This is a genomic window from Streptomyces sp. NPDC020299 (genome assembly GCF_044387825.1).
Taxonomy (GTDB): Bacteria; Actinomycetota; Actinomycetes; order Streptomycetales; family Streptomycetaceae; genus Streptomyces.
In genome coordinates, this window is record NZ_JBIRWL010000020.1 from 172,058 (window position 1) to 192,155 (window position 20,098).

General features: G+C 69.2%; 24 protein-coding genes. 9 read left to right on the forward strand and 15 right to left on the reverse strand.

The genetic code is table 11. The features are described 5' to 3' along the window. Window positions 1-75: 75 nt before the first annotated feature. Complete coding sequence (locus tag ACH45E_RS37935; protein WP_361450181.1) at window positions 76-1,014, reverse strand: diiron oxygenase; 939 nt, start codon at window positions 1,012-1,014, stop codon at window positions 76-78. 133 nt (window positions 1,015-1,147) lie between these two features. Between ACH45E_RS37935 and ACH45E_RS37940 the strand changes: the two genes are divergently transcribed. Both ACH45E_RS37940 and ACH45E_RS37945 read left to right on the forward strand, forming a co-directional pair. Next, window positions 1,148-2,260 carry a ferritin-like domain-containing protein gene (locus ACH45E_RS37940; RefSeq protein WP_361450184.1) on the forward strand — a complete coding sequence of 371 codons (1,113 nt, stop codon included), beginning with the start codon at window positions 1,148-1,150 and terminating at the stop codon, window positions 2,258-2,260. A gap of 81 nt (window positions 2,261-2,341) precedes the next feature. Then, window positions 2,342-2,965, forward strand: coding sequence for a Uma2 family endonuclease (locus tag ACH45E_RS37945; protein ID WP_361450187.1), 624 nt, complete (start codon window positions 2,342-2,344; stop codon window positions 2,963-2,965). A 7-nt stretch (window positions 2,966-2,972) separates the two neighbouring features. Here the strand turns inward: ACH45E_RS37945 and ACH45E_RS37950 are convergent, their stop codons facing one another. The 4 genes from ACH45E_RS37950 to ACH45E_RS37965 are packed head-to-tail and all read right to left on the reverse strand — an operon-like array spanning window position 2,973 to window position 7,931. Next, window positions 2,973-4,430, reverse strand: a complete 1,458-nt coding sequence (locus ACH45E_RS37950) for a penicillin-binding transpeptidase domain-containing protein (RefSeq protein ID WP_361450190.1) — start codon at window positions 4,428-4,430, stop codon at window positions 2,973-2,975. Beyond that, window positions 4,427-5,800 carry an FtsW/RodA/SpoVE family cell cycle protein gene (locus tag ACH45E_RS37955; RefSeq protein WP_361450193.1) on the reverse strand — a complete coding sequence of 458 codons (1,374 nt, stop codon included), beginning with the start codon at window positions 5,798-5,800 and terminating at the stop codon, window positions 4,427-4,429. The genes ACH45E_RS37950 and ACH45E_RS37955 overlap by 4 nt, the downstream gene beginning before the upstream one ends. 23 nt (window positions 5,801-5,823) lie before the next feature. Next, a complete protein-coding gene (locus ACH45E_RS37960; RefSeq protein WP_361450196.1) occupies window positions 5,824-7,173 on the reverse strand; it encodes a HAMP domain-containing sensor histidine kinase in 1,350 nt (449 codons plus the stop codon). Next, the gene (locus tag ACH45E_RS37965) at window positions 7,170-7,931 is read right to left on the reverse strand and encodes a hypothetical protein (RefSeq protein WP_361450276.1); all 762 of its coding nucleotides are present in this window, start codon (window positions 7,929-7,931) and stop codon (window positions 7,170-7,172) included. Before ACH45E_RS37965 ends, ACH45E_RS37960 begins: the two co-directional genes overlap by 4 nt. Before the next feature lie 316 nt (window positions 7,932-8,247). Here ACH45E_RS37965 and ACH45E_RS37970 point away from each other — a divergent pair, with 316 nt between their 5' ends. Next, a complete protein-coding gene (locus tag ACH45E_RS37970) occupies window positions 8,248-9,051 on the forward strand; it encodes a nuclease-related domain-containing protein (RefSeq protein ID WP_361450199.1) in 804 nt (267 codons plus the stop codon). A gap of 113 nt (window positions 9,052-9,164) precedes the next feature. Here ACH45E_RS37970 and ligD read toward each other — a convergent pair whose 3' ends face one another. Next, window positions 9,165-10,049, reverse strand: coding sequence for a non-homologous end-joining DNA ligase (gene ligD / locus ACH45E_RS37975; protein WP_361450202.1), 885 nt, complete (start codon window positions 10,047-10,049; stop codon window positions 9,165-9,167). A gap of 52 nt (window positions 10,050-10,101) precedes the next feature. On the opposite strand from ligD, the gene ACH45E_RS37980 reads away from it, so the two are divergent. The 3 genes from ACH45E_RS37980 (at window position 10,102) to ACH45E_RS37990 (ending at window position 11,994) form a co-directional block, all read left to right on the forward strand. After that, entirely contained in the window at window positions 10,102-11,094 is a 993-nt protein-coding gene (locus ACH45E_RS37980; RefSeq protein ID WP_361450205.1) for a Ku protein, read from the forward strand. Between the two features lie 265 nt (window positions 11,095-11,359). After that, window positions 11,360-11,653: an AbrB/MazE/SpoVT family DNA-binding domain-containing protein gene (locus ACH45E_RS37985; RefSeq protein ID WP_361450208.1), complete on the forward strand. Its 294-nt coding sequence runs from the start codon at window positions 11,360-11,362 to the stop codon at window positions 11,651-11,653. 23 nt (window positions 11,654-11,676) lie between these two features. Continuing rightward, window positions 11,677-11,994: a hypothetical protein gene (locus tag ACH45E_RS37990; RefSeq protein ID WP_361450211.1), complete on the forward strand. Its 318-nt coding sequence runs from the start codon at window positions 11,677-11,679 to the stop codon at window positions 11,992-11,994. A 15-nt stretch (window positions 11,995-12,009) separates the two neighbouring features. Here the strand turns inward: ACH45E_RS37990 and ACH45E_RS37995 are convergent, their stop codons facing one another. The 5 genes from ACH45E_RS37995 to ACH45E_RS38015 form a co-directional block, all read right to left on the reverse strand. Further along, on the reverse strand, window positions 12,010-12,270 hold the full coding sequence (locus ACH45E_RS37995; RefSeq protein ID WP_361450214.1) for a CopG family transcriptional regulator: 261 nt from the start codon (window positions 12,268-12,270) through the stop codon (window positions 12,010-12,012). A 93-nt stretch (window positions 12,271-12,363) separates the two neighbouring features. Further along, on the reverse strand, window positions 12,364-13,218 hold the full coding sequence (locus ACH45E_RS38000) for a hypothetical protein (RefSeq protein ID WP_361450217.1): 855 nt from the start codon (window positions 13,216-13,218) through the stop codon (window positions 12,364-12,366). Then, window positions 13,215-13,535, reverse strand: a complete 321-nt coding sequence (locus ACH45E_RS38005) for a PadR family transcriptional regulator (protein WP_361450220.1) — start codon at window positions 13,533-13,535, stop codon at window positions 13,215-13,217. The genes ACH45E_RS38000 and ACH45E_RS38005 overlap by 4 nt, the downstream gene beginning before the upstream one ends. Window positions 13,536-13,831: 296 nt before the next feature. Continuing rightward, window positions 13,832-14,260 carry a PIN domain-containing protein gene (locus ACH45E_RS38010; RefSeq protein ID WP_361450222.1) on the reverse strand — a complete coding sequence of 143 codons (429 nt, stop codon included), beginning with the start codon at window positions 14,258-14,260 and terminating at the stop codon, window positions 13,832-13,834. Continuing rightward, entirely contained in the window at window positions 14,257-14,514 is a 258-nt protein-coding gene (locus ACH45E_RS38015; protein WP_361450225.1) for a type II toxin-antitoxin system prevent-host-death family antitoxin, read from the reverse strand. Before ACH45E_RS38015 ends, ACH45E_RS38010 begins: the two co-directional genes overlap by 4 nt. A gap of 286 nt (window positions 14,515-14,800) precedes the next feature. On the opposite strand from ACH45E_RS38015, the gene ACH45E_RS38020 reads away from it, so the two are divergent. After that, window positions 14,801-15,184, forward strand: a complete 384-nt coding sequence (locus ACH45E_RS38020; protein WP_361450228.1) for a DUF6083 domain-containing protein — start codon at window positions 14,801-14,803, stop codon at window positions 15,182-15,184. A 338-nt stretch (window positions 15,185-15,522) separates the two neighbouring features. On the opposite strand, the gene ACH45E_RS38025 is transcribed toward ACH45E_RS38020, so the two are convergent. Continuing rightward, entirely contained in the window at window positions 15,523-15,894 is a 372-nt protein-coding gene (locus ACH45E_RS38025) for a DUF397 domain-containing protein (RefSeq protein ID WP_361450231.1), read from the reverse strand. A gap of 88 nt (window positions 15,895-15,982) precedes the next feature. Between ACH45E_RS38025 and ACH45E_RS38030 the strand changes: the two genes are divergently transcribed. Next, window positions 15,983-16,501, forward strand: a complete 519-nt coding sequence (locus tag ACH45E_RS38030; protein WP_399042395.1) for a flagellar motor protein MotB — start codon at window positions 15,983-15,985, stop codon at window positions 16,499-16,501. 72 nt (window positions 16,502-16,573) lie between these two features. Here the strand turns inward: ACH45E_RS38030 and ACH45E_RS38035 are convergent, their stop codons facing one another. The 3 genes from ACH45E_RS38035 to ACH45E_RS38045 form a co-directional block, all read right to left on the reverse strand. Then, on the reverse strand, window positions 16,574-18,091 hold the full coding sequence (locus tag ACH45E_RS38035) for an ATP-binding protein (protein WP_361450237.1): 1,518 nt from the start codon (window positions 18,089-18,091) through the stop codon (window positions 16,574-16,576). Between the two features lie 190 nt (window positions 18,092-18,281). Beyond that, window positions 18,282-18,497: a DUF397 domain-containing protein gene (locus ACH45E_RS38040; protein WP_361450240.1), complete on the reverse strand. Its 216-nt coding sequence runs from the start codon at window positions 18,495-18,497 to the stop codon at window positions 18,282-18,284. An 8-nt stretch (window positions 18,498-18,505) separates the two neighbouring features. Next, on the reverse strand, window positions 18,506-19,348 hold the full coding sequence (locus ACH45E_RS38045) for a helix-turn-helix transcriptional regulator (protein WP_361450243.1): 843 nt from the start codon (window positions 19,346-19,348) through the stop codon (window positions 18,506-18,508). A gap of 205 nt (window positions 19,349-19,553) precedes the next feature. Between ACH45E_RS38045 and ACH45E_RS38050 the strand changes: the two genes are divergently transcribed. After that, on the forward strand, window positions 19,554-19,967 hold the full coding sequence (locus ACH45E_RS38050; RefSeq protein WP_361450246.1) for an ATP-binding protein: 414 nt from the start codon (window positions 19,554-19,556) through the stop codon (window positions 19,965-19,967). Window positions 19,968-20,098 lie beyond the last annotated feature (131 nt).

The window sequence follows — 20,098 nt, forward strand, 5'->3', positions numbered from 1 at the left end:
GCGGGAACGCCGACGGCCGCGGATTCGTCGCGGCTGGTCGCGCAGCCCCCCGCGCCCCCAGGCGGGCACGCTCACCTACGCCAACAGCCCCGACGACCTCCACAGCCGCCGGCCGACACCCCGCAGCACCCCGATGTCGTCCAAGAAGTCGGTCAGACGCTTCGCGCCCGTCTGCATGACCTCGCGGCGATGAGCGCTGGCCTTCACCTGGGCCATCGCCTCGCGCTTGTCCAGGCCGACGTTGGTGTACACGTCCGGGTTCACGAAGGCGACCGAGAAGACGCGGGCGAACTCGCCGGAGGTGACCCGGGTGAACTCCTGGGACCAGCGCGGCGCGGTCACCATCTGGCGGCGCAGCTCCTCGCGGGCGTAGCGGACGTGGCGGGCCTCCTCCACGACGTGGATGCGGGTCACGCCCCGGATCAGGGGCTGCACCCGCTCGTCGGGGAACGTCAGCCGCTGCATCCAGTCCAGGACCTCCTCACCGAGCAGCGTCGCCGTGAAGGAGCCGGGCGTGGTGGAGATCGTCTTGAACAGGCGGCCCAGGTTCTGGTGGGCCCGGCTCACCGGGTACCAGGGCGCGTCCCCCCGCGCTATGAGCCGGGCGAACATCTTCGAGTGCCGGCACTCGTCCTCGATCTCCGTCAGCGCGTACCGGACGTGCGCGCTCGTCGCCGCCTTGTCGTAGATGTGCCGGACCAGCAGCTGCATCAGGATGATCTCGAACCAGATGCCCAGCGAGGCCAGCGCCGCCGCCTCGTGCTGCGACAGCAGGATCCGCTGCTCCTCGCTCATCCGCCGCCACATCGGGGTGCCGTACAGCGACACCAGCTCCGGCGGCCAGAACCACTTGCCCTCCTCGAAGGGCGCGTCCCAGTCCAGCTCCTCGTCCGGGTCGAAGGAGTGCTTGGCGGAAGAGACGAGCAGCCGCTCGGCCACCTGCTCCCGGTCCTTGAGCAGGCCGAGCGCGTCGCGCAGTCCCGCGAGCGCGTCGGCTTCCGTCACGGTCGTCATCGCTGTCCCACCTCGTTGCCCGGAGTGAAAAACATCCTTGCCCTAGCGCTCTTATGAGACTGCTTGTCAGCAAGGGCGTCAATCCCCTGCACACCACTTGTTGACTCGGCGTCTACGTGTGAGCCTGCGAGGTATGCCGACCTACGACCTGTACGCCAAGGACCCCGGCGACCCCCACTGGCAGGTGCCGGCCAGCGGCGCGGCCCGCTTCGGCTGGGAGTACGACGACGGCCGCGACCGCCTGCTCGCCCTGTACCAGAAGGGCAAGGACAAGCAGTGGGACGGGCAGCGGCGCATCGACTGGGACCTGGAGGTCGATCCGTACGACCCGCTCGGCACCCCCGACGAGGCGATGACCCTCTACGGCACCCCGCACTGGGCGAAGATGACCGAGCGGGACAGGGGCGAGCTGCGGCAGCACTACGCCTCCTGGCAGTTCAGCCAGTTCCTGCACGGCGAGCAGGGCGCGATGATCTGCGCGGCACGGATCGTGGAGTCCGTCCCCGACCTGGATGCCAAGTTCTACTCCGCCACCCAGACCATGGACGAGGCCCGGCACGCCGAGATCTACGGCCGCTTCCTGCACGAGAAGATCGGGATGCTCTACCCGATCAACGACAACCTCCAGTCGCTGCTCGGCGACACCCTCCGCGACAGCCGCTGGGACATGCCCTACCTCGGCATGCAGGTACTCATCGAGGGCCTGGCCCTCGCCGCCTTCGGCATGATCCGCGACACCACCGACAAGCCGCTGCCCAAGCAGATCCTCGCCTACGTCATGCAGGACGAGGCCCGGCACGTCGCCTTCGGACGGATGGCCCTGCGCGACTACTACAAGCAGCTCACGGACGCCGAACTGCGCGAGCGCGAGGAGTTCGTCATCGAGGGCTGCTACCTGATGCGGGACCGCCTCCGCGGCGTGGAGGTGCTGGAGAACTTCGGCATCCCGAAGGCCGAGGCGGAGGAACTGAGCGAACGCTCCGAGTTCCTCCAGCTCTTCCGCAAGCTCCTCTTCAGCCGCATCGTCCCCTGCGTCAAGGACATCGGCCTGTGGGGCAAACGCCTCCAGGAGGCCTACGTCGACATGGGCGTGTTCGAGATGGGCGACTCCAACCTCGACCTGCTGATGGCCCAGGACGAGGAGATCGCCGAGAAACTGGACGCGGAGCGCTTCGCGGCGGAGGAGGGGGAGCGGGTGGCGGAGGTGACGGAGGCGATCGAGGCGGGTCAACGTCTGGGCGGTTGATCACTCGATCGACGGGCGAATCGGCATATTCCTCTGGGTAGGCTGGCCGTACCAGGCAGACTCCGCCCCATGGGAGTAATCATGAGCGCCGCGCGTGACTACGGGCTGGACGAGGATTACGAGTGGCCTCGTCCGCCGGAGGGCGGCTGGACGGCTGACGACCTGGATCGGCTCCCGAACCTTCCTCCGCACACGGAGCTGATCGACGGGAGCCTCGTCTTCGTGAGTCCGCAGACCCGCTTCCACCTGCGTACTATCCGACTTCTGGAGTACGCCCTGCTCAGCCAGGCGCCTGAAGCGTACGACGTCGACCGAGAGTTCAGCGTCAAGCTCGACAGGCGCAACCGGCCGGAGCCTGACGTGCTGGTGTATCGCGCGGAAGCCGACACAGGCCCGCACCAGACCTGGCACCACTCCGATTCCGTCGTCCTCGCCGTCGAAGTCGTCTCCGAAGACTCGGAGGAACGCGACCGAGAGGCCAAGCCGCGAAAGTACGCCGCGGCGGGGATTCCGTACTTCTGGCGTGTGGAGGAGGACGGCAACGGCCTTCCGGTCGTCTTCACCTACGAGCTGGATCCGTCCACGAACACGTACGTCAGCACCGGCATTCACCATGACCGACTGAAGCTGACCGTTCCGTTCCCCCTCACCATCGACCTCACCGCGATCAACCGCCGACCGTCGGTCGCGCCTCCGCCGGAGTGAACGACTCTCACAACCCCAGAACCGCCTCCATCACCGCCTTCGCGATCGGCGCCGCATCCCCGCCGCCGCTGATGTCGCCGCGGTCCGCCGACGCGTCCTCCACGACCACCGCGACCGCCACCTTCGGCTCCAGGTCGTCGTCGGCCTGCGCCCAGGAGACGAACCAGGCGTACGGCACACCGGCGTTGCCGACGCCGTGCTGGGCGGTGCCGGTCTTGCCGCCGACCGTGGCACCGCGGATCGCGGCGTTGCGGCCCGTACCCTCCCGCACCGCATCGGTCATCAGCTCCCGCATGCGCGCGGCCGTGGACGGCCGCATCACCTGCCGCGCCGGACGGGGACCGTACTCCGCCACGATCTCCCCACTCGCGCGGGTGGCCCGCTCCACCAGATACGGCGGCCGCGACTGCCCCCCGTTCGCGACCGCAGCCGCGACCATCGCCATCTGCAGCGGCGTGGCCCGGGTGTTGTACTGCCCGATCGAGGACAGCGCCAGCTGCGCCCGGTCCACGCCCGGGTCGAAGGTGCTCGGCGCGGCCGGGAAGGGAATCCGCAGGCCCCGGTCGTTGAAGCCGAAGGCCTGCGCCGTGGCCAGCATGTGCTCGGCGCCCGTGTCCACGCCCAGCTTGGCGAACACCGTGTTGCACGACCTCTCGAAGGCCATCCGCACCGAGGCGTCCGCGCAGCCGTCGGACTCGTTCGTCAGCCTGGTCCTGGTGCCGGGCAGCGTGTACGGATCGGGGGAACGCGTCCGCTTGTCCAGGTTCCGGACCACACGCGCGTCCAGAGCCGCCGCCGCGGTCACCACCTTGAAGGTGGACCCCGGCGGATACGTCTGCCGCACCGCCCGGTTGAGCATCGGCTTCTCCGGGTCGTCGTTGAGCCGCGCCCAGGCCGAGGTCACCGCCTCGCCGTTCCCGGACAGCTCGGACGGGTCGTACGACGGGGTGGACACCAGGGCCAGGATCCGGCCGGTGGCCGGCTCGATCGCGGCCACCGCGCCTTTCCGGGCGCCCAGCCCCTCGTACGCCGCCTCCTGCGCGTTCCGGTCCAGGGTCGTCACCACGTTCCCGCCGGGGTTCCGGGACCGAGTGGCGCCGTTCCACAGCGGCAGCGGCGACAGCATCGGGTCCGTGCCGGACAGCACGGAGTCCTGGCTGTGCTCCAGCAGCGTCGTCCCGTACTTCTGCGAGGAGAAGCCGGTGACCGGGGCGTACAACGGGCCGTTCGGATAGGCGCGTTCGTAGCGCAGCTGCTCCCCGCTGTCCCGGGAGCCGGTGACCGGCTCGTCGCCGACCAGGATGTTCCCGCGGGGCTGGTGGTAACGGGCGATCGTGGGGCGGCGGTTGGCCGGGTTGTGGTCGTAGGAGCCGGCCTGGACGACCTGGACGCGGGCCGCGTTCACCAGCAGGGACGCCAGCAGCAGCACGCAGAAGAAGGCGGCGTACCGGATGTACTTCGTCACAGGGCCTCCCGCCCGTCGTACTGCCCGTCGTCCTGCCGGCGGGCCGAGTCGCTCAGCCGGATCAGCAGGGCGACGATCGCCCAGTTGGTGACGACGGACGAACCGCCCTGCGCCAGGAACGGCATCGCCATGCCGGTCAGCGGGATCAGACCGGTCACCCCGCCCGCGATCACGAACACCTGGAGCGCGAGGATCGAGGCGAGCCCCACCGCGAGGAGGCTGCCGAAGGGGTCGCGCAGCGCCAGGCCCGCCCGGTAGCCGCGCTCCACGAGCAGGGCGTACAGCAGGAAGACCGCCGACAGCCCGGCCAGCCCCAGCTCCTCGCCGGCCGTCGCCAGGATGAAGTCCGACTTGACGGCGAAGCCGATCAGAATGGAATGGCCGAGCCCCAGCCCGGTGCCGAGGACACCGCCCGCCGCGAACGCGAACAGGGACTGCGCGAGCTGATTGGGACCCTCGCCCGCGTCGATCGTGGCGAACGGGTGCAGCCAGTCCTCGACCCGGCCGTGCACATGCGGCTCCAGCCAGCCCACCGCGACCGCGCCGAGCACCGCGAGCACCAGCCCGACCGCGATCCAGCCGGTGCGGCCGGTCGACACGTACAGCAGCACCACGAACAGGCCGAAGAACAGCAGCGAGGTACCGAGGTCGCGCTCCAGGACCAGGACACCGACGCTCAGCAGCCAGATCGCGACGATCGGCCCGAGGACCCGCCCGGTGGGCAGCATGATCCACCAGACCCGGCGCCCGCTGTAGGCGAGCGCGGTGCGGTTGGCCGCCAGATACGCGGCGAAGAACACCGCCAGCAGCACCTTCGCGAACTCGCCCGGCTGGATGGAGAATCCGGCGATCCGGATCCAGATCCGGGCGCCGTTGACGGCCGGGAAGAGGATCGGCAGCGCGAGCAGGACGAGGGCCGCGGCCACGCACACGTAGGAGTAGCGCTGGAGCACCCGGTGGTCGCGCAGCAGCAGGACGACCACGATGAAGAGGCCCACCCCCAGCGTGGACCACACGAGCTGGGCGGGCGCGGCCAGGTCGCCCGGCGTCTCCAGGTCGAGCCGGTAGATCAGGACCAGGCCGAGGCCGTTGAGCAGCACCCCGATCGGTAACGGCAGCGGATCGGCGCCGGGCGCGCGCACCCGGACGGCGACATGCGCGACCAGGGCGAGCACACCGAGCCCGGCGCCGTACCCGGCGGCACCGGGCGGGACGGTGCCGTATCTGGCCAGGCCGACGGCGCAGTAGCCGTACACGGAGAGCAGGACGGCCAGCAGGATCAGGGCGAGTTCGATGCCACGGCGCCGGTTGAGGTGTACGGCGGGTGCGGGGGTCTGCGCCGCTGCCACGGTGGATCCGGCCTTGGTCATGCCCGGAACTTACCCATATGGGATCACGTATGTCGTGTTTGTCCCTCGCTCGCTGTCGGGGTGTCAGCTTGCGGGGCCTGGATGTCGTGCTGAATGTCGTACTGGACGTCGTACGGGGTGTGGGCCTGGGGCAGGGCCAGGGTCGCCACCGCCCCGCCGTCCAGCGCGTTGGCGAAGGTCAGCCGGGCGCCCAGCACCTCCGCCTGGCCCACCGCGATGGTCAGCCCGAGCCCGTGCCCCTTCGCCCCGCCTTCGGTACGGAAGCGCTGCGGGCCGTGCCGTACCAGGTACTCCGGATAGCCGTCCCCATGGTCCCGTACGGTGACGACGGCCCCGTCCGCCGCCGGCTCCACCCTCATTTCCACCGGTGCCCGCCCGTGCTTGTGCGCGTTGGCGACGAGATTGCCCAGCACCCGCTCCAGCCGCCGCCGGTCGGTCTCCACCCGCACCTCCCGCACGGCCCGCACCTCGGTGTCCGTGCCCGACGCCCCCACCACCCGTTCGGCCAGCGCGCCCAGCTCCTCGGTGTCCAGCTCCAGCCGCTCCCGGCCGGCGTCCAGCCGGGAGATCTCCAGCAGGTCCTCGGTGAGGGTGAGCAGCGCCGCCACCCGGTCGCGCACCAGTTCGGTCGGCCGCCCCGGCGGCAGCAGCTCGGCCGCCGCGTGCAGCCCGGTCAGCGGGGTGCGCAGCTCGTGTGCCACGTCCGCGGTGAACCGCTGCTCGCTCAGCAGCTTGCTCTGCAGCGACGACGCCATGGAGTCCAGCGCCGCCGCGACCGCGGCCACCTCGTCCTGCGGTCGGCTCCGATCCCGCGTACGGGGGTCGCCCACGCGTGCGTCCAGATCGCCCGCGCTGATCCGCCGGGCCACCCGCGCCGTCCCGTGCAGCCGCCGCGTCACCCGGGTCACCGCGAACGCCCCGACCAGCAGCGTCGCCCCGATGGCCAGCACCGACGACCACAGGATCGCCCGGTCCAGCCCCGCTATGGTGCCCGCCTGCTGCGCGTAGTCGACCTCCACCGCGAGCGCCCGGCCACCGTCGGCGGGGCCCGCCGCCCACATCGTGGGGTGCCCGCGGTGCGTGGCGACCATCGTGCCGCGCTGCCCGGCCACCGCCAGCGCCCGCAGCGGCGCGGGAAGCCCCTCGGGATCCACCCCGGCGCCCGGCAACAGGCCGTCACCCGCCTGGAAGGCCCTGGTCGCGTCGGTCAGCCGCCCCAGCGCCTGGTCACGGGCCTGGCCCACGGTCTGATCGGTCACGGAGACATGCACCAGCACACCGAGCAGCGCGGCCAGCGAACAGCACATCACCGTGATGAAGACGGCGGCCTTCACCGCGAGCGCGCCGGCCCACTGGGGGAGCACGAGCCTCATCGGGTGCTCGCCGAGGGGGAGAAGGCGGGGGTGGGTCCGGCCGACGGCGTGCGGGTGGCGTGCTTGTGCATGCCACCGGTGTGCTTGCCGGTGCGCAGGAACTCGTCGCGGGAGAAGACCATCGCCCGCTGCTCCGGATCCCAGGCCCAGGTGGTGCGGTACTCGTACCCGCTGATCCCGGCGGGGGACCGGACGATCACGGCCCGCCCGGCCAGCTCCACCCCGACGATCGCGTCGTTGTCGTCCAGCACCTGCACCAGCTTGTGGTGCTGGACGGTGTACACCCGCACGGCCGTCTGATTGGTCGGATACAGCCGGAACCCGAGCGTCATGTCGTCGCGCCCGTCCCCGGTCAGATCGCGGTAGTAGGCCCTCAGCAGCGGACACCGCCGCGAGTCGCCCCCCGCCTCGCAGTCGTCCATCCGGGCCACCGTGGCGTGATACGCGCCCTGGCCGCCGTAGTCGTCCGGATGCGCCGCCATCTCCGCGCGCACGACGGCGACCGGGTCCACCTTGTGGATGTCGTCGCCCGGCACGGCTATGCCCTTCACGGTCTCCGTGCTCGCCTCGTCGTACGGCCAGGCCGGGCTGGACGCCGGGCGCAGATCGGGCCAGAGCTTGGCGGGACTGATAGCGGTCGGGGTCGCCCCGGCCCCGCGCAGCCCACCCGTGTCACCGCACCCGGCCACGGTCACCGCCACGAGGACGACGACCCCGGCGACGAGGGCGCTGCGGGTCGGGCGGGTGCGGGGCACGATGCTCCTGGGGCTGGTTTCGTTCAGTTATTGGGGACTACTTGGGGACTACGGGGACTACTTGGTGACTACGGGGACTACTTGGGGGCTGCGTTCGCCGGCAGGGAGTACGTACGGTGGCTGAATTCGTTCGGTGGTACGGCCGCGCGGCGGCGCAGTACACCCTATTCGCCCGGAGAAACGATCACTCCGCCACCCGGCCCCCGCCCCCGCACCTCCACCCTTCGGCCATTTCCGTCGCCCCCACCCCCGTCAAAGACCCCGGAGCGCTTGCCCCTGGACCACCCCGCCTGTTCCCATGGTCGAGGGGTGATGGCGCATGAGCGGACTACGCGTCGTGCCGACCTGGCGGCACGGTCAGGAACGGCTGTACGTCTGCGGAAGGGACGGCGGCAACGTCGCCTGGTACGACCGTGAGTCGGCCCGGGTCAACCTCCTGAGCGAGGACCGCAGGGACGACGTACTCCAAGCCCTCGGCCCCTTCCTCACCGGCCCCGTCACGGTGGGCCCACCCCCCGTCCCGACCCCCGCCGAACTGGCCCGCCTCGCCCTCCACCCCGACGACGACCTGGCCCCCAACCGCCCCGGTGAGGCCCTCCTCGTCGCCCTCGACCGCGACCCGTCCCCACCCCACCGACTCCGCCCCGACCCCCGCCGCCGAGCCCTCACGGCCGAGCAGGCGGTAGGCGAGGCCCTGGACCACCTGGACACCGCCGGCTGGCACACCCTGCACTCCGTACCGCTCCCCGGCGGCGACCGAATCCACCACCTGGCCATCGGCCCCGGCGGCCTCTTCGCCGTACACACCCTCTACGCCCGCCGCCACCGCGTCACCGTGACCGACCCGATGGTCGCCCTCGGCCGCCGCGAGCCGCTCCCACTGCTACGCCGCCTCCGCGCGGACGCCGACCGAGCGTCCCACGCCCTGACCGCGGAGGTCCGGCCCGTGCTGGCCCTGGTCGAGCCGACGGAGGTGTCGATACCGGTGCCGGTGCGCGAGATCCGGGTCCTGCGGGATAGCGAGATCGAGGGGCTGGCGCGGCTGGGGGGCGTGCTGAAGCCGGCGGATGTGGAGGCGTTGCATGCGATGGCGCGGGATCGGGGGGCGTGGGGGAAGGCCTAAAAATTACAGCCCGTCCGGCGTTTGAGGACGAGGCCCGTTCAGGGCCGAAGCGGGGGTCTGGGGGCGGCAGCCCCCAGGGACGGGAAGGGTAGGGGCGGCGGGGGCGAAAACCCTCAAGGCGGCAAGACGGCCGCCCGCCCGGCCTCCAGCAGCGGCGCCAGCAGATCCCCGTAATCCTGCAACCTCGGCGCGACGTCCCCGGCCCGGAAGACGAGCTGCTCGGCAGACCGGCACGCACCGACCTCCTCCCACGTGACCGGCACCGAAACGAACGGCTCCGCCCGCGCCCGCACGGTGTAAGCCGTGGCGGTAGTCTTCCGCGCCGCATTCTGACTCCAGTCCACGAACACCTTCCCGGCCCGCAGACTCCGCGTCATCCGATGCACCACCAGCCGAGGCATGGCCCGCTCAGCCTCCACAGCCAGCCCCTTGGCGTACTCGGACACCCGCTCGGAGGAAGCCCCCCGCACCGGGGCAAGCAGATGCAACCCCTTGGACCCGGAGGTCTTCACAAACACCTCGACCCCATCCACAGCCAGCCGCTCCCGCAACCACAAGGCGACCTCGCAACACTGCAACACCCCCGCCGGTGGCCCAGGATCAAGATCGAAAACGAGCCGATCCGCTTCACCCGGATCCTGGATCAGCCACTGATGTGTATGAAACTCCGCAACGAGATTCGCGGCCCACATCAACGAGGCCAGATCCTGCACCAGCACCATCCGAGCCGGCCCCTCCGAGCGCGGCACCTCGGCGGTGGTGACCCAGTCGGGCGTACCGGGCGGAACGTTCTTGGTGAAGAAGACCTGCCCGTCCGGCCCGTCCGGGTACCGCAGGAAGGAGACCGGACGATCACGGAGATGAGGGAGCAAGGCTTCGGCCGTGATCGCGTAGTAGTGCAACAGCTCGGCCTTGGTGAAGCCGGTCGCCGGATACAGCACCTTCTCCAGGTTGCTGAGCGCGACTCTCCGCCCCTCCACCTCTGTGACAGGCGTCATAAGATGACAATCCCACGCACAACGTCCTAATCCATGATGAAACGGCGAAAAGGTGCTGCCCGTGAGATCCATCTGGAACGGCGCCATCTCCTTCGGTCTCGTCAGCATCCCGATCAAGCTGGTGAACGCCACCGAGAGCCACGCCATCTCCTTCCGCCAGATCCACACCGAGGACGGCGGCCGCATCCGCTACCGCAAGGTGTGCGAGCTGGAGGAGCGTGAGGTCAGCCAGGCCGAGATCGGCAAGGGCTACGAGGACGCGGACGGCACGATCATCCCGATCAGCGACGAGGACCTCTCCCACCTGCCCATCCCCACCGCGAAGACGATCGAGATCGTCGCCTTCGTCCCGGCCGAGAGCATCGACCCGCTCCAGATGGACGCCGCGTACTACCTCGCCGCGAGCGGCGCCCCGGCGGCCAAGCCGTACACACTCCTGCGCGAGGCCCTGAAGCGCAGCCATAAGGTGGCCATCGCCAAGTACGCCCTACGTGGCCGCGAGCGCCTGGGCATGCTGCGCGTAGTGGGCGCAGCCATCGCCATGCACGGCCTGCTCTGGCCGGACGAGGTCCGTGCCCCGGAGGGCGTGGCCCCCGACGTCGACGTCACGGTCCGAGACAAGGAACTGGACCTGGCGGACGCTCTGATGGACACCCTGGGCGAGGTGGACCTACAGGACCTCCACGACGAGTACCGCGAAGCCCTGGAGGAGGTGATCGCGGCCAAGGCGGCCGGCGAGACCCCACCGGAGGCCCCCTCCGCCCCGACGGGCGGCAAGGTACTCGACCTGATGGCCGCCCTGGAGAACAGCGTCCGCGCCGCGAAGGAATCCCGAGGCGAGGCACCGGCCGCGGCAGGCTCCCCCAAGGCGGCCGGCGGCAAGAAGTCGACATCCACCGCCAGAAAGACCACGGCGAAGAAGACGGCGCGGCCCGCCCACAAGTCGACCGCGGAGAAGACGACGACGGCGAAGTCGGCCGACAAGAAAACCGCGGCCAAGAAGACCACAACCAAGAAAGCCACCTCCCGAAAGCGCTCCGCGTAACTCCGGTAGCCGCCCCATCGGGGTCAGTGGGCCAGTGACAGGCGCGGGCCGCGTCCAGCCGGACGACGGCCTCGTCGGCATGTGCCGCGCCGAGTGGAGCGGCGCCCTCTGGGTGATGTGTGGGGCTGGAGTCGGACATGCCCCCTCCTACTAGCGCCGATGGTAGACTGTGAGAAAGTCGGAATGTTGGAGAGTCGCAATTTAGCTAGATCGTGGGTAGCCTGAGTAGCGAAAGAGACATGGAAGATGAGAGTGGAGGTCATCCATGGCTGCGGCTACGTTCCAGGCCACCGTGCGCGACAAGGGGCAGCTGACGCTGCCCGCGGGCGTACGCGAGGCGCTGGGGGTCTCCCCAGGTGACGAGCTTGAGTTCGAGATCAACGACGCCGGAGTTGTCGAGGTTCACGGGCTGAGGAAGATCCGCACCGACCAGGCATGGTTCTGGACGGAGCGGTGGCAGGCCGGTGAGCGCGAAGCCAGCGAGGACATCGCGGCTGGGCGCACGACCCGCCACGAGGACGCGGACAGCATGTTCGCGCACCTCAGCAAGGAGAACTGACCCCCACTCGCCTGGAGGCCCTATTGCCGACTTTCGCGACGACTGCCCGCTTCGACCGCGACTTCAAGAAGCTCCTTCCCCAGGAGCGGGAGCGGTTCGAGGACGCCGTCCGGGACAAGTTCGTACCGGACGTGACCACTGGGCAGTTTCGGCCCGGCCTCCGGGTCAAGCCGGTCCAGGGAGTCAGACTCCCTGACGGCGAGCGTCCCCTCATGGAAATGACCTGGGCGCCCGACGGACGCGCCACCTGGCAGTACGGGGATGAACTCCGTCCAGGCGAGCCGCACGTCATCTGGCGCAGGGTAGGCGGACACGAGATCTTCGATCCTGGCCCCGCCTGAGGGACCGAGAGCGGCTCACCGTGTGTTCGGGAGGTGGGCCGCTCTCGTATGCCTGAGCTGATCGCGCAGGGCCTGCACCTCATCCTCGGTGATGCGGCCGTGTTCTGCCTCCGCGGCCTGGATGAGCTCGGTGAGATTGTCGCGCTCGATCTGCCGCGCGACGGGGGCGGCCACACAGGCAGACAGCCCGGAGGGGCCACTCCGAGCGCGGGCGGCTTCAGCGACCTCCTGAAGCTGAAGCATCGTGATCGAGTCCGTGCGGGCAGCCTCGCTCATGCCCCGCACGCTACCGCTGGTTCCGTCCGGCGGTAGCTCGCCCCCACAACAGCCACTCACTCACAGACTCCGAACCGGCCACAGCCACGCCACTCACACGTCAACGCCAAGATCCACCGGATGCTCCCTGTGGAGCGCTGCCCTGGCTCCGCGCCCCGAACTGACCACGGCTGCCGCAGAAATGGCGACGGCCACGGCGAGCATGGGCATCGTGACCAGATGGGCCGCGTCCCCGGTATTCATGATCACCCCTGTGACGACCGCGACGCAGGCGACGCCTGTCATCGTCACGGCGAGCGCCACCGCAACCCCGGACAGGGCAAGTAGCCGCAGGACCTTGGCAGATGGCTGGCACCGGGTGACGACGACGGCGGGCGTCACCGCCACGGTAACGAGGGATGCTGCCGGCCCGAGCACCGCCAGGGCCCCGACCCAATAGGAGAACGGGTCGATGGAGGCGAACATCAGCAGCAACGGCGCGATCACCCATGTGGGCAGCGTCGGAATGAGAACCACCAGCGGGCGCCACGCGTCCCAGCTGCCGGTCCTGGAGGTGTCCGCGAGGAGAGCGAGGGCGCCGACCAGCAGGACGAGCCCGGCGCCGTACATGGCGAACTGCGCGACGTCGACCAGTCCGCCCACCAGGCCCGGAGTCGGCCAGGGTTCCTCGGACAGGATGAAGTGCAGTATCGGCAGGGTGTACAGCGCGGCGCACCAGGTGACCCAGGTGGTGGCGACGCTCGCCTGCATACGGCGACGGCGCCCTTCGGCGGACCCGTCGGGCATCACCGGGCGAAGCCATGCCTTCAGCGCACCGACAAGCAGGTCCGCGACGACGCCAGGGCCACCGCCGGTGTCCTCGACGAGTGCTTCAAGCTCGCCACCGTAGCGCTCCCGGAACGAGGGAGGATACGCCCGCAAGGCCAACCGGCCCGCCATGTTGATCACGCGTTTGCCACCCCCAGCCGGGTCAACCCGGTGCGTGCGAAGCGGGCCATCGCCCGGAGTTTGTCGTCGAGCACGGTCTGACCTTCCGCCGTGAGGCAGTAGGGCCGCCGCCGCTCGTCCTCGTCCAGCGGCGCGACCAGCCCACGTTCCTCCAGCCGCGCGATGGCGGCATACAACGTGCCCGGCCCCAGCTTGATGGACGTCTGTTCCTCGACGTCCTTGGTGATCGCGTAGCCGTGCTTGGGCCCGTCGGCCAGGCTGGCCAGGATCAACAGCGCGGGTTCGGCCCATCCGACACGGTCCCGTTGACGGGGCATCAGGCACCTCCTTCATCGCTTGCGGCTACTACGTTATACGATACTTCGTAGTGCGAAGCAGAGCGGCAGTGGCAAGCGCGGCAGCGGCCCGTGCGCAAGCCACTGCGAGAACCGGCGGTACACGGCCTGCCGGGCGCCGCGCCCGGACGACGGAACAGGCCGCGGAACAACCGGCCTCCGTCCGCCTCTACGGGGAGACCGACCGGGTGGGTGAGACCATGACCGACCTCACCCGGGCCTACGGCCGGTAGGTCACCGACCACATCCGGTGGTGCCCCCTCCAGGGCGGGCGGCGATCATCGGTCGGCGGGCCACAGACGGAAGGCGGTGTGCCCGGTCAGTGGCCGTACGGCCCGGAAGTGGCGCCGGTCCAGAGTCAGAACGGCGTCCGTGCGGTACTCGGCCGCCATGACGACGTTCATGGTGTCCGTCAGACCGATCTGTGGGTAACGGCGCATCGTGACCAGCGCGGTCGACAGGTGCGGCTCGATCTCGGGCACCGCGTACCGTCGTATGGCGACGCGGTCACGGATGTGGGCCAGCGCCCCGTGCGCGGCGTCGGGGCCGATCCTCGTGGTCAGCAGATGGTCGAGCTCGGCCAGCACCAGGGGCGTCACCACCAGGTGGGCAGCGGAGGACACCGCCGCGCGGCACTCCTTGTGCTCTGGGTCTGTTCCGTCGTAGTACGCGAACAGACCCGACGTGCCGGCGATCAGTACCGTCACGCTCCGAACCCCTCCAGGTAGTGGCCGCGCCCCGCCGACCAGTCCACGGGTGCCCCGCTGCGGAACACCGGAGCCTCGTCGTCCTCACCCATGGGATCGGTCGGATACGCGGAAACGGGGACGTCCGCGTCGGCCACCGGAGAGAGTATGGCGACGGGCCGCCCGTTCTTGGTCACCGTGACGCGCTCGCCGCGTTCTGCGGCAGCGAGGATCTTCGAGGCGTTCTGGTTGAATTCGCGGGCGGTCGTCTCCATGTAGTACACGGTAGTACAAGGTGGTGCGGGGTGCGCGCCGCCGGAGCGGCCCACTGCCCTCGGGTTTCACCCGCCCCCGTCTCTACGAGTGATCACGCACAAAGGCACAGCAGCCCCAGCCCGCGCGGGCCCGTGCTTCGTCATCTCTCAGCCGCGTGCCGGCGGCTGTTGGTTGTTTGGTTGCACCTGCCGCGTCGCGTCCCGTTTCACCGGCGAACAGCCGCCTCAGGCGTCCCGTCCGGTTCGCGGTCTACGCATACGCGGCTGAGCTGTCGACTCTCACGGTATGGGGGTTTTCGAACAGGAGCCGCATCGATTGGACGTTGGGCAGTTGCGCTGCCCTTATTGCGGGCTGTTGCAGGATCGGGTGCTGACTCTCGAGCAGGACTGGGTGCTCTTGGAGCCGGACATGACTCCGCTGGCCCATACGGTGCCGGCGGAGTATCGGTGGATCGTGCTGTCCGACGGATGCGTAACCGTGTACGGGGTGTGTCCGCCGGATCCGCATCAGCGGTGCCGTGTCGAGCATCGACTGGCCTGCTCGGGGCAACCGCTGCCGGACCTCTGGCCGTGGCTGACGACACTGCGGGGCGAGAACGCCCGGCGAGCGGAGAGGCAAGCGGCTCCAGGCCCGCCGGAACTCCCGGAGGAATGGTCGGATGCGGGGTGACACCACCCTCTGTCACGCGGGTTCGTCCGTCGCGCACGTCAAGGCCGAGGCTTCGCAGGCGCATTCAGCCGAGACCGTCTTGCCGTCGGGCGGATACGGCTCGACGCGCTGGCGGTCGGCGAGGGTGGTGACGACGAGCAGCAGTGGTGTTCTTCGTCTTACCCTCCCCACCCCGGGGTGACGAGAGGACCAGGCGCCCGTACCGCGTCGTCAAAGCCGCTGCTGCGGCAACGGAGAGTCGAGTGCGACGAGCGGGTGTGATTCCAACGGCTGGTGACGACAGTGCCGCTTGAGGTGTTCGCGTGTGAGCCGGCTATGGCTCGGGTGAACGAAGTGGATCAGCCGCGGAACCTGGCGAAGTCGGTGAGGGCGGAGCGGTCCTTCAGGGTTCCGATGAAGGGAGTGAAGGACCCGGCCGGGAAGGTGAGGATGCCAGCGGCCGGGCCTTTGGAGTCGCGGATGGCTATGTGCGCACGGCGGTTGGCGATCTCCACGCATGAGTCGCCGTCGCCGGGTCCGGAGTGGGACGACTTCCGCCAGGTGTCGGGGTGTCCATGGAGTGCCTCACAGTTCCTTCGCCAGCCTGTGGATGAAGCCGCGCGACCGCTCGGGAGTGAGCGATAGGCAATGATCGGCAGATGTGTTCCACCCGGTGGCGGATCGAGCGTGCGGATGACCACCTGCGGGGGAGTTGCGAGGCGCGACGTCACAACTGAATCACTTTCTTCATCAATCCCTCACATCTGGCGCACTGGCGCAGGTAGTTTCACCCCTCACGTACTTAAGTAGGGGGGACCCATGAGCCACTACCAGCCTCAACCGCCGCCGTTCCAGCCTCCGCCTGGACCGCCGCCCGTCCGCCGCGCTCCCAAGTGGGCCCGTAAGCGATTCGTGCTGCCCGCTCTGGGCCTCGCGTTCATCATCGGTGTGGGCAGCGCCGGCGCCGACGGCCAGAACCCGAACGCGACAAAGTCGGTGGCTAACGACAAGGCGCAACCGAGGGCCACGGCTACGGTCACAGCCACAGCCACGGCGACGGAGACCGCGAAGCCCAAGCCGGCGCCGACGGTGACGAAGACGGTCAAGGTCAAGGTGAAGGTGACCGTCACCGCGCACGCCGCTGCCGCGGGTTCGGGAACGGGCGGCAGTTCGACGTCTGGTGGTTCGTCGTCCAGCGGCGGATCCAGCTCGTCGGGCGGCTCCAGCTCTGCGGGCGGCGGAGCGACGGCTCTGTGCAACGACGGTACGTACTCGTACGCCGCACACCATCAGGGGGCCTGCTCACATCACGGCGGCGTGGCTGTCTTCTACCGGTAGTCAAGTCGATACCGCCCCGGCCGGCGAGGTCAGCACCAGGGCGCCCGGTGAGTCACGTGACCTTGGGGCATGTCATGTCAGGCCGCGGACAGGTCCGTCGCCGTACAGCGCGCTGATGTCGACCAGGAGGACATCGCGACGGTGTCCGGCGGCGTCGATGACATCGGGGTGGAAGCCGTGCAGGGAGAACAGGGCGAGCGTCGCTTCATCGGACCGGTGCCCCTGGCCGGCGAGCAGGGTTCGGATGTGCTCGAGGCGCTCGAGGTCCTTGAGCCCTCGGGGCTGGACGGTGGCCTTGGCTTCACCGATCAGGGCGATGGCGGCTCGCGGGTTCTGGGGGCGTTCGCCGGGGGCCAGGGCGAGCAGGTCGACCTCGTGCTTGGTCCGTGCCGCCGGATCGGCGATCTCCGCCGTGCCCACCGCGCCGAGTGACAGCCCTGTCTCGTCGATGGCGAAGGAGCGGACCCATTCGCGGGCAGTCTCCTCGAAATGCGGGCCGAGGATCTTCGAGTGGTACGTCGGCCGGGAAGACTGCCACACCTGGGCGCCGCGCCGCCGTTCCACCATGTCCACCATGGGCAGTGTGATCAGCTGATTGAAGCGGATCACCGGGTCCGCCACGCTGATGACCGGGTGCCGCGCCTTGAGCAGGTCCTGTTCCTTGCGGACGTAGCCGGTGGACTCGAGCACCTCCAGCGGGGCGACCATGGCGGAGCGGGACCGTTCCAGCATCGAGCCGACCTTCGCCGGGGTCGAGGCGCCCCGGGCGACCGCGGACAATACGTCGTAGTACAGGGTGCGGTGGGTGATCCGCGGGTCCTCGCGCAGCAGGAACTCCGCCTCCACCCGGGAGTAGAGGGCCCGTCCCGGGTCCAGCAGGGTGCGTTCCACCCAGGGGGCGAACTCGGCCTCACTCTGCGGGGGTTGTCCGGCGGCCAGTGGCCGGTAGCCGGGGGCGCCGCCCAGCACGGAGTCGACCTGCAGTGCCACTGCCGGGTCTGCGATCCCCCAGTGGGTGCGGGCGGTGCGGTAGTCGAAGGCCGGCAGGCGCAGGTCCAGTACGGCCCGGCCCCGTAGCGGCTTGGTCCCGGACAGCAATTCGGACATCACGCTCATCGCCGAGCCGCACAGCACGATCCGGCCGCCGGGTGCCTTGCCGGACTGCGACTGGTCGTACAGCAGCTGCAGAAACCCGGGGATCTCCGGTGAGTGCTGCAGCAGGTACGGCAGCTCGTCGATGACGATCAGCGGCACCCCCGAGGTCCGGTTCACCACCTCCAGAGCGGCGGTGAGCACATCCCGCCAGTCCTCCAGCCGCATCGCCCCGGGCCGCACACCCGCGTGCGCGGCGATCGCCTCGGTGAACCGGCGCAGCGCCGGCACCCGGCCCTCCTCCTGCACGGCGGTCAGGTACAGCCCGCCCACCGCTTCCGCGAGTGCCTCCAGCAGGAACGACTTCCCGTTTCTCCGACGCCCCGACACGATGGCCAGCCGCAGCTCGGTGGCTGGATCGGCGAGAAACTCGTTAAGGAGGGCCCACTCGTGATCGCGGTCCAGCAGCCGCCCCGGCTTGTGAATCTGTCCAGCCACAGCTACCCCGATTCCGTTTAGGTGCACCTAAACAAATATGGTTCAGGTGGACCTTACTCTCCACTTCCCGCCATGCTGCGAACCTGTCGCTCGTTGTTCGGCGCCGTGGTGACAGTGCGACCGCCACCGCTGGCGACGACAGTGCCGCTGTTCGCGTGTGAGCTGGCTATGGCTCGGGTGACGAAGTGGATCAGCCGCGGAACCTGGCGAAGTCGGTGAGGGCGCGGTCCTTCAGGGTTTCGATGAAGGGGGCGAAGGACCCGGCCAGGAAGGTGAGGATGCCGGCGGCCGGGTCCTTGGAGTCGCGGATGGCTATGTGCGTCCGGCGGTTGGTGATCTCCACGCATGAGTCGCCGTCGCCGGGCCCTGAGTAGGACGACTTCCGCCACGTGTCGGGGGTGTCCATGGTGTGCCTCACAGCTCCTTCGTCAACCTGTGGATGAAGTCGCGCGACCGCTCGGGAGCGAGCGATACGGCCTCCACATTATGAAAGAGCGCTCGAAAGGCGCCGAGCTGGGCTTCGGAGTCGATGAAGGCCGCGCCATGAGGACCATCGCGTACAACTGTGTCCAACCGCGGTACGGCGCCTTCCGCGTACGTCATGGCACTCGCGGCGCCGGCGAACCCCTCCAGGTCGAAGGGGATGACACGCACGGTGACGTGCTCCGCTTCCGAGAGTTCCAGAAGGTGTGAGAGCTGCACCCGGGAGGCGGTGCGATCACTGACCATGATGCGTAGTGCCGCCTCATGGATGACTGCCTCGTACGGAGTGCTTCCGAGGGCTGTCTTGCGCTGCATCCGATGACGAACACGCAACTCAACCTCATCCTGGGGTAGTCCAGGGACCCGATAGGAGAAGACGGCGCGAGCGTAGTCCTCTGTCTGAAACGGGCCGGGGACGTAGAGGAACTGCACCTCTCTCAACAGCGCTGCGTGGTGCTCCAACTCAGCCAGGTCGAGAAACGGCTTCGGCAACGACCACCGGTACTCCTCCCACCAGCCGCGCGTCCGATCCGTCGCCATAGCCACAAGAGCTGAGATCAAGCCCTCGTCTGTGCACATGTAGTGAGCCGCAAGGCGGCGCAGCCGCTCTTCACTCACGCCCGAAAAGCCGGACTCGATCTGACTGATCTGGACGGAACTCACCCCGAGCAGCTCCGCCGCTTCGCGAGCCTTGAGGCCTGCGGCATCGCGAAGTCTGCGCAGTTCGGTCCCCAGGCGCGTCTGACGTGCCGTTGGTTCGCGCCTCAAGCCCATCAACTGCTCCTCGATCCAACGCGCCTGCGAACGCAAATCGTTCGGGGAGAGATTACTCGACCAGCTTGCTAGGTATGTAAATAAAGGTCTACCGTCAGTGACGTAACGAACGCGCAGCGGAAGCGCACCGCTCCGCCCTGCCCCGACGGCTGCGGCAATGCCACCGCCTGCCCTCAACCCCACTTGCCACAAACGGAGCTGACGCATGCCCGAAACCCTGGCCGACTCCTGGGAGTACTGCCTCTACATCCCCAACGATCCACGTGCCGTCACCATCAGCCGCCGCACCCTCCGCCTCATCCTCACCATGCACGGCCTGATCAGCCTGGTCGACACCGCCGAACTCCTCGCGACAGAGCTGGTCTCCAACGCCGTACGCCACACCAAAGGCCCGGCCGCACTACGCGTGCGCTGGACGGCAGGCGTACTCCGCATCGCGGCCTGGGACGCCGACCCCGAACCACCGGAGCCACCCGCACCGCTCGCACAGGTCGCCGACGCCGAGGAAGGGCGGGGGCTGGGTCTGGTCCGGGCCTGCGCCGACCTGTGGGGGTGGCAGCCGCTGACCAGAGACGGCAGCCGGGGCAAGGTCGTGTGGTGCGAGTTGGCCGCCGCATAAGCCGTTATGGCAATGATCGGCGGGCCATCTGCTCGGCTTCCAAGCGTGCCCTGCGGCGAGGGGCGCCCTTGTGATGGCGGGGGAGCATGGGGGGCACCCTCTTACTGCTCTGGCATGGTGTAGTGAACCGG

Bases quoted from the DNA above. Each gene is read 5' to 3' on its own strand.
- ACH45E_RS37985 (WP_361450208.1), top strand. From the start codon at position 11,360: ATGGCTGCGGCTACGTTCCAGGCCACCGTGCGCGACAAGGGGCAGCTG.
- ligD (WP_361450202.1), bottom strand. From the start codon at position 10,049: ATGACGCCTGTCACAGAGGTGGAGGGGCGGAGAGTCGCGCTCAGCAAC.
- ACH45E_RS37960 (WP_361450196.1), bottom strand. From the start codon at position 7,173: ATGAGGCTCGTGCTCCCCCAGTGGGCCGGCGCGCTCGCGGTGAAGGCC.
- ACH45E_RS37945 (WP_361450187.1), top strand. From the start codon at position 2,342: ATGAGCGCCGCGCGTGACTACGGGCTGGACGAGGATTACGAGTGGCCT.
- ACH45E_RS37995 (WP_361450214.1), bottom strand. From the start codon at position 12,270: ATGAGCGAGGCTGCCCGCACGGACTCGATCACGATGCTTCAGCTTCAG.
- ACH45E_RS38005 (WP_361450220.1), bottom strand. From the start codon at position 13,535: ATGCCCCGTCAACGGGACCGTGTCGGATGGGCCGAACCCGCGCTGTTG.
- ACH45E_RS38020 (WP_361450228.1), top strand. From the start codon at position 14,801: ATGGGGGTTTTCGAACAGGAGCCGCATCGATTGGACGTTGGGCAGTTG.
- ACH45E_RS37940 (WP_361450184.1), top strand. From the start codon at position 1,148: ATGCCGACCTACGACCTGTACGCCAAGGACCCCGGCGACCCCCACTGG.
- ACH45E_RS37955 (WP_361450193.1), bottom strand. From the start codon at position 5,800: ATGACCAAGGCCGGATCCACCGTGGCAGCGGCGCAGACCCCCGCACCC.
- ACH45E_RS38040 (WP_361450240.1), bottom strand. From the start codon at position 18,497: ATGGACACCCCCGACACGTGGCGGAAGTCGTCCTACTCAGGGCCCGGC.
- ACH45E_RS37935 (WP_361450181.1), bottom strand. From the start codon at position 1,014: ATGACGACCGTGACGGAAGCCGACGCGCTCGCGGGACTGCGCGACGCG.
- ACH45E_RS38015 (WP_361450225.1), bottom strand. From the start codon at position 14,514: ATGGAGACGACCGCCCGCGAATTCAACCAGAACGCCTCGAAGATCCTC.
- ACH45E_RS38045 (WP_361450243.1), bottom strand. From the start codon at position 19,348: ATGGGCTTGAGGCGCGAACCAACGGCACGTCAGACGCGCCTGGGGACC.
- ACH45E_RS37970 (WP_361450199.1), top strand. From the start codon at position 8,248: ATGAGCGGACTACGCGTCGTGCCGACCTGGCGGCACGGTCAGGAACGG.
- ACH45E_RS38030 (WP_399042395.1), top strand. From the start codon at position 15,983: ATGAGCCACTACCAGCCTCAACCGCCGCCGTTCCAGCCTCCGCCTGGA.
- ACH45E_RS38050 (WP_361450246.1), top strand. From the start codon at position 19,554: ATGCCCGAAACCCTGGCCGACTCCTGGGAGTACTGCCTCTACATCCCC.